Source organism: Corallococcus sp. AB038B (assembly GCF_003668955.1).
GTDB lineage: Bacteria > Myxococcota > Myxococcia > Myxococcales > Myxococcaceae > Corallococcus > Corallococcus exiguus.
In genome coordinates this window covers 556,060-572,044 of record NZ_RAWO01000002.1, presented here as the reverse complement: position 1 = coordinate 572,044, position 15,985 = coordinate 556,060, and the positions used below count along the sequence as shown (strand labels likewise).

The following is a 15,985-nucleotide window of genomic DNA, read 5'->3' as shown; positions in this document are numbered from 1 at the left end:
CTCGAATGGACCTCCCCTTGCGTACGAAGGCTCAGAGCTGGGCGCTGGCCGCGCTGCTGGCCACCGCCGTCACCCCCGCCGCGTTCGGGCAGACCACCACGAGCCCGCTCAGGCCGCTGGACCTGGAGCGCCTGCGCTTCACGCCGGCGGCGACGGACTCGATGCTGGTGGACACCGGCCGCGTTCTCCCCGAGGGCGGCTACCGCCTGCTCCTCATGGTCAACTACGAGCGCGGCATCCTCCTGCTCCAGGGCAGTGACGGACTGGAGCGCTCCATCCTCCACTACCGCACCGCGGGCTGGCTGGCCGGCGCGTGGTCGCCGGTGGACCGGTTGGAGTTCTCCGCGAAGCTGCCCGTCATCATCGCGCAGGGCGGTCACGGCGCGGAGCAGCTGGTGGGCGTGAGCGAGCCGGACTCGTTCGGCCTGGGCACGCCGGAGCTGGGCGTGCGCTACGAGCTGCTGCGGCGCGAAGAAGGCGCGCCGGTGTTCCTGGGCCTGGGATTGGACATCGGGCTGCCGGGAGGCACGGCGGACGCGTTCGGCCGTCAGGCGGGCTGGGCCGGGTTCCAGTTCGCGCCTCGCGTGTCCATCAGCCGCGAAGTGGGCCCCGTGGTGCTGGGTGCCAACGCGGGCATCCGGATCCGCTCGCGTGAAGTGGAGCCGGGCCGCGACGTGGGCACGGAGCTGGAGCAGGGCGTGGTGGTGGCCACGCGCGGCAAGGGGCTGCGCGCCGAAATCGCGCTGCAGGCCGCCGAGTCGCTCGTGGAGTCGGACCTGGCGCTGGAGTTGTTGGGCGGCGTGCGGCTGCCGGTGGGCGCGGGCTTCGAGGCCTTCGCGATTGGCGGGCACGGCTTCACGGACATCCCGGGCACGCCGTCGTTCCGGCTGGCCGCGGGCATCGCGTACGCGAACGAGCCCGAGCCCGTGGACCGGTGCCGCACCGGCCGCAGCCATACGCCGGAGCAGTGCCCGAACGAGGACGACGACGGCGACGGCGTGGCCAACAAGGACGACCGCTGCCCGCTGGAGGCCGGCTCCGTGGAGAACAACGGCTGCCCGGACAAGGACTCGGACGGCGACGGCGTGGTGGATCGCGAGGACCCGTGCCCGAACGAGGCCGGTCCCTCGTCCGAGCGCGGCTGCCCGGTGAAGGACTCGGATGGCGACGGCGTGCCCGACAAGGACGATGCCTGCCCGAACCAGGCCGGCCCCGCGTCCGAGCGTGGCTGCCCCGTGAAGGACTCGGATGGCGACGGCGTGCCCGACAAGGACGATGCCTGCCCGAACGAGGCCGGCCCCGCGTCCGAGCGTGGCTGCCCCGCGAAGGAACAGCCCAAGCCCGAGGAGCCCAAGCCCCAGCCCGAGGAGAAGCCCGCGGAGACGACGTCGCCGCTGGAGCACATCGTCCAGTTCCCGGTGAACCAGTCGGAGTTCCAGGAGAACGAGCAGCGGCAGCTGGATGACATCGCGGCCTACCTGAAGGCGAACCCGAAGCTGAACGTCCGGATTGAAGGCCACACGGACAACAGCGGTCCGGAGGAAGCCAACCGCACGCTGAGCCAGCAGCGCGCGAACCGCGTGCGCGCGTACCTCATCCAGAAGGGCATCGCGGGCTCGCGGCTGGAGGCGAAGGGCTTCGGCCCCGACCGTCCGCGCGTGTCCAACGAGACGCCGGAAGGCCGCAGCGCGAACCGCCGCGTGGAGTTCGTCCCCGTCACGGGGAGCTGACCGCGCCAACGTGACGCCGCTTCGTGGTCACCCACGAAGCGGCGCATGGATGTTTCAGTAAGACGGGCGTGGAGTCCTCCTCCACGCCCGTTTTGCGTCAGGCCTCTTCGGGATGCAGCTGCACCAGCGCGGGAAGCTCCGCCGCGCGGTCACGCAGCCGAGCCTTGGGCCGGATGGCCACCGGGACGCGGGAGGCCGCGAGCAACTCCAAATCGAACACGTTGTCGCCGAACGCAGCGTAGAGAGGCCGGTCCGTCCGCAGCCTCAGGCTGTTCACCTTGCCGGGGCCGTAGGGCACGGGCTCGAAGACAGACGTCAGCAGCCGTCCGCCCTCTTCCTTCGGCGTGCACGCCACCACGAAGTCAGGCGTGATGCCCACCTCGCGCACCGCGGCCTCCACCACCGCGCGCGGCGACGCGCTGACCACGTAGCAGTCCACGCCCTGCCCCCGGGCCCACTCCACCACGCGGCGGGCTTCCGGATGGACGCGACCGGCCACGCCTCGCCGGGCCACCACGTCGAGCGCGAAGCCGCGCATCTCCTCCGCGTGCCAGCCGGCGAAGACCCACGCCATCATCTCGTAGGTGTCCTTCTCCGGCAGGCGCCCGGCCTCGAACGCCTTGAACAGCGCGTGCGCCAGCGTCACCGCGTCCGGATGCGACTCCACGCCGTGGCGGGCCCCCAGCCGCTCCAGCGCCACGCGGGCCTCGGGGCGAACGCCGCCGTGCTCCAGCAGGGCCATGAACAGGTCGTCGCCCACGTCCCCGCTCCACAGCGTGCCGTCACCGTCGAAGGCCAGCACACCGTCCGGCGTCCGCTCCACCTCGCGACGGATGCGCTCCAGCGTCTCCTCGACCCGCTCAATCCTCATGGGCGGCATCCTCGCTGGCCGCACTGTGCGGTGTCACCCGTGTCCGCGCAGCCGGAACGCGGGCTGTTCACCATCCTGGGGAACGGGGGACTACTCTTCAGGGCATGGCACGAACCGAGAAAGAGAAGATGCTCGCGGGCGAGCTCTACGTCGCCACCGCCCCACAGCTGACGGCCGAGCGGGTCCGCGCCCGCAAGCTCCTGCGCGCCTACAACCAGTCCACCGAGGACGAGCTGCCGCTGCGTGAAAGCCTGCTCGCCGAGTTGCTGGGCAAGGTGGGCGCCGGAACGTGGATCGAACCGCCGTTCCTCTGCGACTACGGCGAGCACATCCGGCTGGGCGAGCGCGTCTTCATGAACTTCCAGTGCGTCATCCTGGACTGCAACACGGTGACGATTGGGGACGACGTGTCCTTCGGCCCGGGCGTGCAGGTGTACGCGGCCACGCATCCCCTGGACCCGGATGAGCGCATCAAGGGCCCGGAGCTGGGCCGCGCCGTCACCATCGGTTCGAAGGTGTGGATTGGCGGCGGCTCCATCATCTGCCCGGGCGTCACCATCGGCGAGGGAACCACCATCGGCGCGGGCAGCGTGGTGACGCGGGACATTCCTCCGTATGTCTTCGCCGCCGGCAATCCCTGTCGCGTCATCCGGAACCTCCGGTAGCACGGACTGTCATTGCGGCCCGGAATCGAGCAAGACCCGAACTGAGGCGGGAGACCTCAGCCCACGGCCTGGTGGGTCTCGGTGACGCCCTGGTACTGGTAGGCGCCGCTGTCATACGGGGTGATGGCGTCGTCAGCCTTCTTGGTGCAGGCCGCGGCGGTAGGGTCGAAGGCCTGGAACTGGCCCTTGTCGTCCTTGAACTCCACCCACGCGTGGGCGCCCCGGTCCGTATTGCCGAAGACGACGCGCGCGTCCACGCCGGCCTGCTCGAAGCGCTGCTCGGCCTCGATGGCCATGTCCACGCAGACGCCGGACTTGGACGCGTCGAAGTTGCTGGAGTTCTTCATGGCCGCATCCCACGTCTTGCCGCCCGAGTAGTCGTACTTCCAGGACGTGGCCTCCTTCGCGATGTCCTGGGCCACCTGATCCGCGCTCTTGCCGGAGGACGGGCCCTTCGCGCCTTGCACCTGCGTGGGAGCGGGCGTCGGAGCCGGAGTGGGCTGGGGCTTCTGGGCCTGGGCCTTGGCCGGCTCGAAGCTGTCGCGCTGCCAGTTCTGCTGGAAGCTCTGCGAGCCGGTGGTGGGCTTCGGGCCCTGGGCCTTCACGCCCTCGCCCTTCAGCAGGGACTCCTTCGTCAGGCCCAGCTCCTTCAGCAGCTTGGCGAACTCCTGGGGCTGCTTCGCGGAGTCCACCGTCTTCACGGGAGAGCCGTCGGCGTTGACGACCTTCACCACGACATTCCGCGGGGCCTGCGCGGCTTCGGGGGACACCTTCGCGCACGGGCTGGAGGACGGACGCGAGAGGGAAGAGATCGCCATGGGATAGGGCCTCGAAGAAACAGCGGGGATGCCCGTCCCATGAGCACGGCGTGTGCCAGCGCTCGTGCTGCCTGGGGTGAACGCCAAACCCCTGTGTTTCCAAGCGCCGTGGGCCTGTCCTTGTCAGCGAAGGCCCGCGCCGCTGATGACAGCCGTGCGCCGGGTGATGTCCGGCGTCATCACCCCACCGACTCGGAGGCGACGTCAGGCTCCGGTTCGTCCGGTCCCTCCACGGTGCGCTCCAGCGTGCGAGCCAGCGCGGCCCGCGCCTCCGCCGCCTCCTCGAAGGGCTCATCGCTCCCGGCCCGCGCGGGGGCAGGCACCGTCGCATCCAGCTCCGCCGGGTGCAGGCGGAACCACTTCGCGACGAGCATCACCTCCTGGGCCTCCTGGGCGCGGAGGCCAATCGCCTCCGGCTCCGGCACGTCGAAGATGTCCCGCACGCGTGCGTCCAGCGCCGCCTGCTCCTCCGGCGTCCGGGGCGTGGGCACCTCCGCGCGGATCCGCCCCCGCCGCAGCACATACGTGCGGTCCTCCCCGCCGTGCCCGCGCACCGTGTAGACCAGCGACAGCCGCCGCAGCGTGCGCCCCAGCTCGACGATCCACGCCTGCACGTTCTCCAGCCGCTCCGCGCGATCCCTCAGCTCCGCCGCGTATTCGAACTGGAGCCGCCGCGCCGCCATCGCCATGCGCTCGCGCAGGATGACCAGCGGCCGGTCCGACTCGCCGTTGAGGAACGCCCGAGCCAGCGAGACCTGCGCCAGGTACTCCGCCGTCGTGCACCCGCCCGCGCACGGAGACAGGCACCGCGCCGTCTGCCCACGCATGCACCGCGGGTCGTCCTTCAGGGGGAAGAGCTGGATCTGATCCGCCAGCCGCATGGGCGTCTCGGACGGGCAGTCGCGCAGCTCCAGCAGGTCGTTCACCGCGCGCACCACGTCCGCCATGGTGTGCCGGCCGTGGAAGGGCCCGAAGTACTCCGCGCGACCACCGCCACCCGGCTGGCCCACCACGCGCAGCCGGGGCACGGCCTCGCGCGTGAGCTGGAGGAAGCAGTGCGCGCGGTCGCGCTTGTGCTCCACGTTGTAGAGAGGCCGGTGGCTCTTGATCAGCCGGAACTCATGCAGGAGCGCCGCGAACTCGCTGGCCGTGTACTCCCACTCCACCTGGTGCGCCTGGGCGACGATCTCCCAGGCCTTCTCGCCCTCGTCCGCGCGGAAGTAAGACAGGAGCCGAGTGCGCACCCGCACGGACTTGCCCACGTAGAGCAGCTCCCCAGCGGGACCGAAGAACCGGTACACGCCGGGCCGGTTCTCCGCGCTCGAGCGGACGTGACTCAGGAGGGTGGCGACGCGCGGGTCCATGCGGCAGGTAGCACCGCAGGCTAACCCGCCACGTCCCGCCGCACCGCCGTTCGCGTGCGGCCCGTCACAACCCGGCCGGAGGGCGGGCGGAGGGCCACCCGCACGGACTTCAGCCCACGTCCTTCAACGTCGCGGCGCTGGCCAGGGCCTCGTCCTTGAGGTCCTTGGGCGTGGCGATGGCGGCCTTCAATTCGCGGTACGTCTGCGCATAGCCGTTGCGCAGGATGCCCTCGCGCACGCGCTCCATGAGCCGCTGATAGTGCCGCACGTTGTGCACGGACAAGAAGCGCGAGCCCAGGTGGTGCTTGCCGCGCATCAGGTGCTGCAGGTAGCCGCGCGTGTAGCGCTTGCACACGTAGCAGTCGCACTCGGGGTCGAGCGGCCCGTCATCCAACTGGTACACAGTGCGGGTGATGCGCACCAGCCCCTGGAACGTGTACGCGTAGCCCTGCTGCGCCATCTTGGTGGGGATGATGCAGTCGAACATGTCCACGCCGCGCAGCACCGCCTCCAGCAGGTCCGTGGGCGTGCCCACGCCCATCAGGTAGCGAGGCTTGTCCTGCGGCAGGGACGCGGTGGCGCGCTCGGTCATCGTGTCGCGCTCCACCTTCGTCTCGCCCACGGCCAGACCGCCGATGGCGAAACCGTCGAAGGGCAGCTGGGTGAGGAACGCGGCGCTCTCATCGCGCAGGGCCGGGTGGACGCCACCCTGGACGATGCCGAACAGCGCCTGGCCCGTGGGCTTCGACTCCTTCGCGGCGAGGCTGCGCACGGCCCAGCGGTGGGTGCGCTCCATGGCCTCGCGGGTGCCGGCCTCGTCCGTGCGCGAGTCGATGCACACGTCCAGCACCATCATGATCTCCGAGTTGATCGCCTGCTGCATGGCGATGCTGGACTCGGGGCTGAGGAGCCGGCGGCTGTTGTCGTAGAAGCTGCGGAAGTGCGCGCCCTTCTCCGTGATGAGCCGGTCCTCCGGCAGGGAGAAGATTTGAAACCCGCCCGAGTCCGTCAGCACGGCGCCGTCCCAGCCCATGAAGGGGTGGATGCCGCCGAAGCGCTCGAACACCTCCGGGCCGGGCCGGAGCATCAGGTGATAGGTGTTGGCGAGGAGGACCTTGGCCCCCGTCTCCTTCACCTCCTCCATGGCGAGGTGGCGGAAGCCGGCGTGGGTGGCCACCGGCATGAACATCGGCGTGGGGAAGGACCCCTTGCGGGTGTGAAGGATGCCCGTGCGGGCGCCGGTGGGGTCGGTATTCAGGAGTTCGAAGCGGACGGCCATTGGACGGGCCTTATACCCAGCCTGCCCGTCCGGGGGCACCCGCTTCCTGGGGACGCCCGCCTGGTCTCCTGGAGGCCGTCTCGCCCCTCCCCGCCCTCGGGAGGCCCCGGTTTCCCTACCCAGCCCCCGGGGGCGAGGGGGTGGCTGGGGGGATGGGAACCCGGTGGGAAGGCGGCATTTCCGGGGCGGTCCGGCGGTTACATTGGGTCCTCCGGTACGCCGCCGGGCTTCGATTTACCGCGCGTCTTGGGTCGCCGCGCCATTTCCGTTACAAGCCGCCGCCATGTTCAACGTCATCAACGTCTCCAAGGCCTATGGGCCCAAGAAGCTGTTCGAGGAGGTCAACGTCGCCTTCTCGCCGGGCCGCCGCTACGGCCTGACCGGTCCGAACGGGGCCGGCAAGTCCACGTTCATGAAGATCCTCGCGGGAGACGAGGAGCAGGACATGGGCGACATCATCCGCCCGCGGAAGCTGGGCATCCTGCGCCAGGACCACTTCCGCTACGAGAGCGACCGCGTCATCGACGTGGTGCTGATGGGCAACCGCCACCTGTGGGCGGCGATGGACGAGAAGAACAAGCTCCTGGCCAAGGCCGACATCACCGAGGAGGACGGCAACCGGCTGGGTGAGCTGGAAGGCGTCATCGCGGAAGAGGACGGCTACTCGGCGGAGAGCGACGCGGCCACGCTGCTGGCCGGCCTGGGCATCGAGGAGTCCTTCCACGAAGAGCCCATGCGCCAGCTGACGGGCGGCCTGAAGCTGCGAGTGCTGCTCGCGCAGGCGCTGTTCGGCAAGCCGGAGGGGCTGCTGCTCGACGAGCCCACGAACAACCTGGATATCGACTCCATCCGCTGGCTGGAGAACTTCCTCCATGTGTACGAGGGCGTGCTGATCACCATCAGCCACGACCGGCACTTCCTGAACTCCATCTGCACGCACATCGCGGACATCGATTACGAGACCATCATCCAGTACACGGGTGGTTACGACGACATGGTCCGGCAGAAGTCGCAGCTGCGGACCCGGGTCGAGTCCGAGACGGAAGAGAAGAAGAAGAAGATCGCCCAGCTGCAGGACTTCGTGGCGCGCTTCCACGCCGGTACGCGAGCGTCGCAGGTGCAGAGCCGCATCAAGCAGATCGACAAGCTGAAGACGGAGGACCTGAAGCGCTCGAACATCGCGCGGCCGTTCATCCGGTTCGACCAGAAGGTGATCAGCGGTCGTCAGACGCTGATGTTCGAGGGCCTGAAGAAGTCCTTCGACGGGGTGCCGGTCATCAAGCCGTTCACGGGCCTGGTCTGCAAGGGCGAGCGCATCTGCGTGATTGGCCGCAACGCCGTGGGTAAGTCCACGCTGGTGAAGATGCTGGCCAACCAGCTGGAGCCGGACGCGGGGACCATCACCTGGGGCCACCAGGCGACGGTGGGCTACCTGCCGCAGGACCACCACGGCGTCATCCACAAGGGGACGACGTGCTTCGGCTACCTGCGGGAGATCAGCGAGAAGCTGACGAACGAGGAGATTTCGGGCGTGTTGGGCCGGATGCTCTTCTCGGGTGAGGAGCGGATGAAGCCCACGGACACGCTCTCCGGTGGTGAGACGGTGCGCGTGCTGTTGTCCAAGCTGATGATCACGCAGGACAACGTGCTCATCCTGGACGAGCCGACGAACCACCTGGACCTGGAGTCCATCGCGGCGCTGGCCGAAGGCCTGTCGAAGTTCGACGGCACGGTCATCTGCGTGACGCACGACCAGGAGCTCATCTCCGAGGTCGCGACCCGCATCTGGAGCCTGGAGGCGGGCAAGGAAGTGCTCGACTTCAACGGCCCGTATTCGGAGTTCATGGAGAAGCACGCGGACGCGGCGCAGAAGCGCCGGTAGTTCTTCGTCAGTTCAGGCTGTGCCCACGCCGCCCGTTTCCGGTCATCCGGAAGCGAGGCGGCGTTTTCGTGCCCGTGTCCATCCCGCTTCCGGGTGATGCCAAAGCAGAGCGAAGTCGGCCAAGACACCGCTCTTCCAGTTGGGAGAAGCTGATTCACCTCAGGTTGAAGTCAGTGTCCGCCGTGCCGACCCGTCGCAGCGGCCCCCACCAGCAAGACGCTGGCATCCACTGCACAGGTCAGAAGCATGACCTCGAAGACCGAGTTCATTTTCGATGAAGATGCCGGTATCACTCACACAGCATGCGGGCCCAGGATTTCAAGCTGAACCGATACACTCCCCTCAAGCGGGAGGTCAAGGGCGCCAAGAACGCCGACGCGGGCGTTGATGTCTACCTCATGACTGATGCCCTCTAGAGAGGATGCAAGCACCCAAGGAACTTCGTTACCTCCCTACATCCCCAACCCTGCAAGTGCCCAACTTGACCAACACCCAAGACGTCCCCGCCAAGAAGATTCGGCAATAACGTAGAAACTCGCTGCGGCACGCCTTCGCGAATAGGCTAGAGGCAAAAAAATGCCACATGACTACGAGCATGAACGACGGGTGAACGCGCCATTGCCGGGGGGCAACAATAGCGAACCTCGAAATGTCATTTTCAAACCTAACGAAGTGACGTATGCGCGCGGCCGAAGAACTGACTGCACTTACATCCACCGTACCTTCACCCTGGATCTACGTGCCTCACAGGACTACGGCCAGCCAGCTCGCTTCATAGTCAAGGTTTTCGACGAGTCTAATGAGCCAAATCAACCCGAAAATACACCCCACAACCTAGAGCGGACGGAGCAAACAGTGTTCACCACGCCAGGTGGTCGCAAGCAAATTAAGATACAAATTGCCCGGGAAACGGGCCAAGTCAGAGAACTGCAAATCCAGCGAGTTCCCACGAGCGGTGACGCAACAAAACTTGAGAATCTCCTGACTCTCGATCGCGAAGCTGCGGCAAGGCTCGTTGACATGATTCAGGCACTCAAACACATTCCAGTTGAAGGAGGGGAATCAAGAATCCGAATAGACGATCAAACGATTCGCGACTTCTTCGCCGATCCTGAGGCAATGCTTCGTTTGTACTCTCGGGACCCTGCCAAATTCCGCCAAATCATTGAGAACGACGCTTCGGCTGAGGATCTCGTTGCACTTGCCCACCGCAAGAAGGTGGTTCAAGAGTTCCGAGATCTGCTCTCCGATGAGAACCATTTCGAGCGCGCGCGAGTCCTGCATGGGGGTAGCCGGGAGCAGGTCTGGCAGGCACTTCTTGAACAAAACCCGTGGATCCTGGGCATCAGCTTAACTGGTCAACTTTTGACATCCTGGAGCAAAAACAAACTGGAGCAAGTAGTCGCCGGCTTCTCGATCGCAGGTTCCGGCAAGCGCGCAGATGCCCTTATGCGCACCAATGGCAGAATTCGCGCAATGGTGTTCGCAGAAATTAAACACCACGAAACCAAACTGCTCGCAAGCCAAGAGTATCGCCCAGGCTGTTGGGCACCTTCTCCAGAGCTTGTCGGAGGTGTCACTCAGGTGCAGCAGACGATTCATCTGGCTGCAAAACAGATAGGTTCATATCTATCCGACACGGATGAAGACGGGGCAGAAACACAGGATGGGACCTTTGTCGTCAGGCCGCGTTCCTTCCTTATCGCAGGACATCTGGACCAACTTCGGGGCTCGGGCGGTGGCGTGCATCGCGATAAATACCAGTCATTCGAACTCTACAGACGCAACTTGTATGAACCGGAAATCATCACATTCGACGAACTCTTAGCTCGGGCAGAGTGGCACGTCAGTGGTGACCAATAAACAAGTTCCAAGACAGCGGCATCAATAAATTCGAACCCATAAAACCTCGCTCGGCAGACACTCCATAGTGGATGCAAGCAATTTCCTGCCTGCCATCAAAACCAGCCTCCTGATTCAGGCCTTACCTGAGGCGAGTTGGGACTATTGAAGCTACTGAGAAATATCAACCAAAAACTCACACTGAAAAGCGGCGGCTATTTGTCGTCCGCGCTTTTCATGGCATAGCGCTCCCGTCTTCAGTGCGTTGTCATAGGCCCCTATGGGACTGCTCGCGGTTTACCTTATTGGATGGTGGTTTCGATCAGGCCCGCGAGCCCGTGTGCTCGGGAGCGACAGGGCCAGCCTCGCCGAAACCTGAACAGGTCTGCACCCATACCCCGCTCTTCGCACGTGCGTGGGGCAAGTAGCCAGTCCTGAGCGGTCAGCGTATGCGTTCCCTTCAATCAACCCTTGCGCGCTCCGCTTACCTGGGCCTTGGCACTGTCCGCAAGAACTTCCTTTCGTCGGCCACAAGGCCTCAGGAACAACCTCGCAGACCTCTGCCCCCTCGCCGCCATGCGTGAGGCTGACGGCGTGAATCCCGAGGCGTACCTCACCGACGTACCGTTGGGCGTCCAGACGCACCAGGATGTGCATCGAGGAACTGCTGCCGCACGAGTGGAGTTGCCAACGCGCCGCCGACTCTTCCAGAAGCCGCATTCCATGCACAGCGATTCCTGAACCGTCGAGTGGTTCGGCGATCGAGACACCCGTCCGCCCTCAAGCGATCCGGCACATCGTTGGCCGGACGGCCCCCGCCACCATGTGTTGGCTCTTCATGCAAGTCTGATGATCTGGGCCCCGAATGAAGGAAGGATGCACACAAGCGGCCCATGGACACACCTACCCCCTCTTTTGTGCCATGCTGCATGTTCAGGACAAGAGGTCGAACAAGGCGTTACAATGGCACTTAAATCCAATTCAATTCTCTACCATCATCACTCGACCAAAATTATGCACCTCAAATCCACCATCGTATGAACGGCGAGTTTTTACAAAGCCCCTATTTCTTCGCATTCTTCCCCCCGTTTATCCTTTTAATCATTGGGGTTCTTGCCAAAAAGCTCATCAGCAAGAAGGCGTGGAATGATTGGCCGTTATACTTCCTTGGAATCGAATCATCCACTGCCGCACTGACATCTGCCATCATATACATTGGAGAACTAGCGCAACAAAGCCATCAGCAGGACTGGCGCAGAGTACTCGGAATCGTCGGCTTCACCCTGATTTCGCTCGTCGTTTTCATGCTCATACTGACCCTCCATCAGCACTTCGAGGGTCAACCCTTCGACAAGTGGCACATCATCGCGCTCGCCGGCGTTTGCAACTTACTCGGCTCAGGCTTGCTACTCGCTTTTCTATTCATAAAAGGCGTTGGCATCCATCAAGACGCATCAAACAGCCAATCAGACATATCCCCTACAAGGAAAACCCCACAAACAAAGCCCATCCACCAACAGGTCGAGACGGAGTAAATATCTATGCAGCAGAAAAATTCAAAACCGACACCTTCTCAACCTGACCGCATACTCAAGAGACTGCTTGTCTCATCCGCACTAACTGGCACGGCAGTAGCCGTGAGCGTATTCGCACTCACACCAAGCGGACGAGAGTTCAAAACAAAAATAGCCCTTCTCGTCATCTCGATGACGCTGGCGGTGCTTGGCATCACATTTGCGTTAGTATCTGAATACGGGAAGCAACTACGCGCCCTTTTTGGCTTGGCTGCTGCGCAAGAAAACTCAAGACTGACCGGCAGCGAGTATCGTCGCCTGCGTGACCAGTTACGCAGACAGCTCACGATTGGAGTACATGGAGGACTCTCCAATCAATTCAAACGACAGCTAACTCGACAGCGCCATCGAAACCCCTACAAGCTACTGCTCGTCATCAACGAAGAAGAACGAGAACTCAAAAGACAACTGTCAATTATCGCCAAGATCAAAGAAGAATTACAGAACAAATGAGCATTGCAACGGCGAACGCTGCGATTAACTCAGGACTCGTTTAGCGCGATCGCCGAGGCTTGCTCTTCTCTGGGGATGAGCGCAGGACATCCCCCGGAGAAGCTGCGACGGGCTATCGATCGGGCCTTCCACGACGAGGGCCTGTCGTATGTGCAGATAGCTCACATGCTAGGCATTGGGGAAGCGACGGTGAGCCGCGCCTCCGGCTGTACCGAGAGACGGGAGACGTCGTGCTGCGGCCCAAAGGCAACGGCAACTTCTCGCCTATTCGGGGCAAGGTGGCCAGCGAGTCCAAACTACTGCTGGCTCGGAAGCCGGACGCGACGGTGTGCGATCTGATGGCCGAGTTGATGGCCCGCCTGGGAATCATCGCCGGCCGTCCCTCAATCCAAAGGGGCCTGCATCTACTGGGCTTCTCACCCAAGAAAGTCATTCACCGCCTTCGAGCACGCTGCACCGCAAAGCTTCTGGAGCAGAAGCGTCTTTGCCGCGCTCCTGAGCGTTGTGGACGTGCAGCGGATCGTCTTCCTCGGCGAGTCCTTCTGCAATACATCCATGGCGCGAGTACAGCTGGGCTCCGATGGGCCAACGCGCCCGATGCATGCACCCTGGAGGACGCTGGACACCCCTGACGCTGGTGGGCGCCATCCGCGAGGGCTGTCTTCCCCAAGTTGATGACGCATCAAGGGGCCATCGACGGCCGCATCTCCGGGCGAGTCATCCGCCAGCGGATTTGCCCTTGGCTCCATTCAGGCGATGTGGCGCTGATGGATAACCTAGCTGCCCACAAAGCTTAATGCCGGAGGGAGACGGGCGTCAGTGGGTATGATGCAGAGCCATGCACCCGAGACGCCGTCTCCTGGCCCGTGGACCGTGGTTGTTTGATCTCAGACCGAATCGGCTCATCGTCTTCCACGGCGCCGAAGGCGTGCGTCGGGAGGTAGGAGGCGACGTGCCGGAGTATCCGTCCTCGCCCGTGGTGCTCGCCGCACTCGACGAGGCAACGGACGTCTGGGTGGGGAGCGGAGATCGGCGTGTCTTCTCCGTGGGGGCCGGCGCGAGCGCTCCCGCCCAGGTCCTTCCCAGGGAGTGCTTCGATCTCACCACCGATGGGGACCGGCTCATCGGAACAGTGGTGGGCGCGGCCCTCAAGCTGACCACCCTCTTCACGACCGACGGGTCCGGGCAGCAATTGGCGCCCATGACCTTGCCCAAGCCCGTGCCCGCCAGCCACGGGTACAGCTATAGCGAGGGGCGCCCCCAGCGTCAGGCTCCCGATGGCGCGTTCCTCGACACGAGCCCCTTTGGCATCACCGTCGTGGAGAAGGGCCGGGGCCGCGTCTATGTGCTCCGGCCAGGGGCGGCTCAGCCGGAGGGCGCGCTCCAGGTGGAGCCGGGCCATGAGCAGGACATCTGGCGGGCCCAGGCCACTCCCCACGGAGTGCTCCTCCTGCTCGTCATCAACTACCGGCAGACGGTGCTCCTTCACTTCGCGCTCGACGGCACCGTGCTCGGCTCCCTCCCGTCCAACGATGAGGATGAGGACGAAGATGACGTTGAACTGACCTGGGGCGGTAAAGGGGTGTGCGTTCTCGACTCGGAGCGGGCGCTCCTCTTCGTGCAGGACAAGACCCTCCTGGTATCCCTGCCCGGGCTCCAGGTGCTCGAGACGCTCGCCGGGGAGTGGCCCTCCTTCGTGTCCGTGACGCCTGCGGGGACTGAGCGGTGGTGGGTGGGCCCCGAGGACAGTGACGCGCTCTTCCTGCTCACCGCCGAGCCCGGACAGCCCTTGCGCCTCGACGCGTCGAACCGTCCGGTGAGTCCGGGCGCGCCGCTCATGCACGTGGGCTACAAAACGCCCACGCTCCACTGGACCGAACACACCTCGGCGCCGCTGGCCGTGTCCGCGCCTGTGACCGAGACGTGGCGGGCGGTGGTGCGCAATGACGGGACCGCGTGTGAGACGGTGCGGATCCGCGTGTCCGGGGTGCTCGTCGGTGCTCGCGTGATGGACGTGAGCGTGCGGTATCGCGGTCAGCCACTCCCGATGGTGGAGGAGCACCGCGTGAACCTCGTGGGGGTTTCCGCCGGACTGGAGAGCGGGGCCACCGCGGAGCTGGAGGTGACCTTCAAGCCCCGGAGCGAAGGCTCGGGACCGCTGACCATGACCGTCGAGCCCTGCTCCTGGCAGTCGCAGGGCAAAGCGTGGCAGTGGGACAAGGAGGAGTCTCGCGTCCTCGCGGTGACGGGCCATCCGGCATCCGCCCAGTTCTCGATCACCGTGGAGTAGCGCGAACCTTCTCGGGCTCGGGCGCGGCGTTCATCTTCCAGAGCAGGGCGCCGCCTCCGAGCACGAGACCCAGGCCCACTGCCGCCGCGAGGATCCAGCCTCGTCCCACGCGGGGCCGTGCCTGGCGCTCCGGGACGTCCGGAGCCGGGGGGATGACGGTCGGGTCGTCGCTCGGAGAGACCTGCTGGACGAGTTGGGCCAGCTGCCTCGGCGTCACCGGCTCTCCCACCGAACGGATGAAAGCCTCCAGGTCCTTCCGGAACGTGTGGCAGTCCGGATACCGCTCGTCCCGATCCTTCGCGAGCGCCCGGGCGAGGATTGCTCGAAGGGCGTCGGGCAGGTCCGGCCGGTGCTGCTCGGCGGGCACGATGGGCTCGGACACGACGGCACGAAACAAGTCCCAGTCGGATGTGGACTCAAAAGGCCTACGCGTGGTGAGCAGTTCGTAGAGCACCAGACCCAGCGCGTAGACGTCCACCCGCCGGTCCACCGACACGCCCATGATCTCCTCGGGCGCCATGTACCTGTACTTGCTCAGGTTGGGGGTGAAGTATTCGGGGGCCCATCGGACTCGGAAGTAGTCGATGTCGAAGTCCACCACCTGGGTCGTCCCCTGGCGCGACAGGAGGATGTTGTACGGCCGGACACAGCGGTGGATGAGCCGCAGCGGCTGGTTCGTCTTGGGGTCGGCGAGGTCGTGGGCATAGGCGAGCCCCTCACAGGCTTGCGAGATGATGCGCGCGCACAGTGTCGCCGGCAGGGTCAACCGCTGGGCCACCACGTGCTTGATCACCCTGCGCAGGCTGGGCCCATCGACGTGCTCCCTGGCGAGGAAGTACGTGCCGTCCGCCTCACCGAAGTCGACGACCTTCACGAGGTGCGGGTGATTGAGCTGGGCGACGCTCTTCGCCGTGTCGAGGAACATCTCCGGGAAATTCACCTGCTCGGCCATGTCCGAGCGGAGGCACTGGAGCACCAGCGTCTTCTCGACGCCTCGCGGGCCGGCGGCCTTGGCCAGATGATCCTCGATGATGTCTTCGGTGAGCAGGCGGATGCGCTGGTATTTGCCGACTTGGGATGTCACGGAGCGTATGAATAGCAGACCATGACCCGGTATCGCTTCCTTGGGCTTCTGCTGGCGCTGCTTCCTCTCCATGTCGGCGCTGTTTCCATTCCAGCCGAGCAATTGGTGGGCATCTGGGGCAGTGAGCGCGTCC

12 protein-coding genes are annotated in these 15,985 nt (G+C 65.0%); 7 read left to right on the top strand and 5 right to left on the bottom strand.

The window, feature by feature from the left end; translation table 11 throughout:
• The first annotated feature begins 17 nt into the window (after positions 1 to 17).
• Positions 18 to 1,730 (top strand): OmpA family protein, encoded by a 1,713-nt coding sequence (locus tag D7Y04_RS45610; RefSeq protein WP_233601397.1) that lies wholly within the window; start codon positions 18 to 20, stop codon positions 1,728 to 1,730.
• A 97-nt stretch (positions 1,731 to 1,827) separates the two neighbouring features.
• Here D7Y04_RS45610 and D7Y04_RS13500 read toward each other — a convergent pair whose 3' ends face one another.
• Positions 1,828 to 2,601, bottom strand: a complete 774-nt coding sequence (locus D7Y04_RS13500) for an HAD family phosphatase (RefSeq protein ID WP_121759591.1) — start codon at positions 2,599 to 2,601, stop codon at positions 1,828 to 1,830.
• A 104-nt stretch (positions 2,602 to 2,705) separates the two neighbouring features.
• Between D7Y04_RS13500 and D7Y04_RS13495 the strand changes: the two genes are divergently transcribed.
• Positions 2,706 to 3,266, top strand: coding sequence for a sugar O-acetyltransferase (locus tag D7Y04_RS13495; RefSeq protein WP_121759590.1), 561 nt, complete (start codon positions 2,706 to 2,708; stop codon positions 3,264 to 3,266).
• Between the two features lie 56 nt (positions 3,267 to 3,322).
• Here the strand turns inward: D7Y04_RS13495 and D7Y04_RS13490 are convergent, their stop codons facing one another.
• The 3 genes from D7Y04_RS13490 to tgt form a co-directional block, all read right to left on the bottom strand.
• Entirely contained in the window at positions 3,323 to 4,084 is a 762-nt protein-coding gene (locus tag D7Y04_RS13490; protein ID WP_121759589.1) for a transglutaminase-like domain-containing protein, read from the bottom strand.
• 179 nt (positions 4,085 to 4,263) lie between these two features.
• Positions 4,264 to 5,448 (bottom strand): nuclease, encoded by a 1,185-nt coding sequence (locus D7Y04_RS13485; RefSeq protein ID WP_121759588.1) that lies wholly within the window; start codon positions 5,446 to 5,448, stop codon positions 4,264 to 4,266.
• Positions 5,449 to 5,557: 109 nt separating this feature from the next.
• Entirely contained in the window at positions 5,558 to 6,727 is a 1,170-nt protein-coding gene (gene tgt / locus D7Y04_RS13480; protein WP_120580612.1) for a tRNA guanosine(34) transglycosylase Tgt, read from the bottom strand.
• Between the two features lie 283 nt (positions 6,728 to 7,010).
• Between tgt and D7Y04_RS13475 the strand changes: the two genes are divergently transcribed.
• From D7Y04_RS13475 to D7Y04_RS13460, 5 genes are all read left to right on the top strand, one after another.
• Positions 7,011 to 8,609 carry an ABC-F family ATP-binding cassette domain-containing protein gene (locus D7Y04_RS13475; RefSeq protein ID WP_121759587.1) on the top strand — a complete coding sequence of 533 codons (1,599 nt, stop codon included), beginning with the start codon at positions 7,011 to 7,013 and terminating at the stop codon, positions 8,607 to 8,609.
• A 576-nt stretch (positions 8,610 to 9,185) separates the two neighbouring features.
• Positions 9,186 to 10,472, top strand: a complete 1,287-nt coding sequence (locus tag D7Y04_RS13470; RefSeq protein WP_121759586.1) for a Shedu immune nuclease family protein — start codon at positions 9,186 to 9,188, stop codon at positions 10,470 to 10,472.
• Between the two features lie 1,016 nt (positions 10,473 to 11,488).
• Entirely contained in the window at positions 11,489 to 11,986 is a 498-nt protein-coding gene (locus D7Y04_RS13465) for a hypothetical protein (protein WP_121759585.1), read from the top strand.
• A gap of 6 nt (positions 11,987 to 11,992) precedes the next feature.
• Positions 11,993 to 12,478: a hypothetical protein gene (locus D7Y04_RS44020; protein ID WP_147477103.1), complete on the top strand. Its 486-nt coding sequence runs from the start codon at positions 11,993 to 11,995 to the stop codon at positions 12,476 to 12,478.
• 952 nt (positions 12,479 to 13,430) lie between these two features.
• Positions 13,431 to 14,768 carry a hypothetical protein gene (locus D7Y04_RS13460; RefSeq protein WP_121759584.1) on the top strand — a complete coding sequence of 446 codons (1,338 nt, stop codon included), beginning with the start codon at positions 13,431 to 13,433 and terminating at the stop codon, positions 14,766 to 14,768.
• Here D7Y04_RS13460 and D7Y04_RS13455 read toward each other — a convergent pair.
• The gene (locus D7Y04_RS13455; protein WP_158627515.1) at positions 14,755 to 15,852 is read right to left on the bottom strand and encodes a serine/threonine-protein kinase; all 1,098 of its coding nucleotides are present in this window, start codon (positions 15,850 to 15,852) and stop codon (positions 14,755 to 14,757) included. The two genes, D7Y04_RS13460 and D7Y04_RS13455, sit on opposite strands and share 14 nt — an antisense overlap.
• Between the last annotated feature and the right edge of the window lie 133 nt (positions 15,853 to 15,985).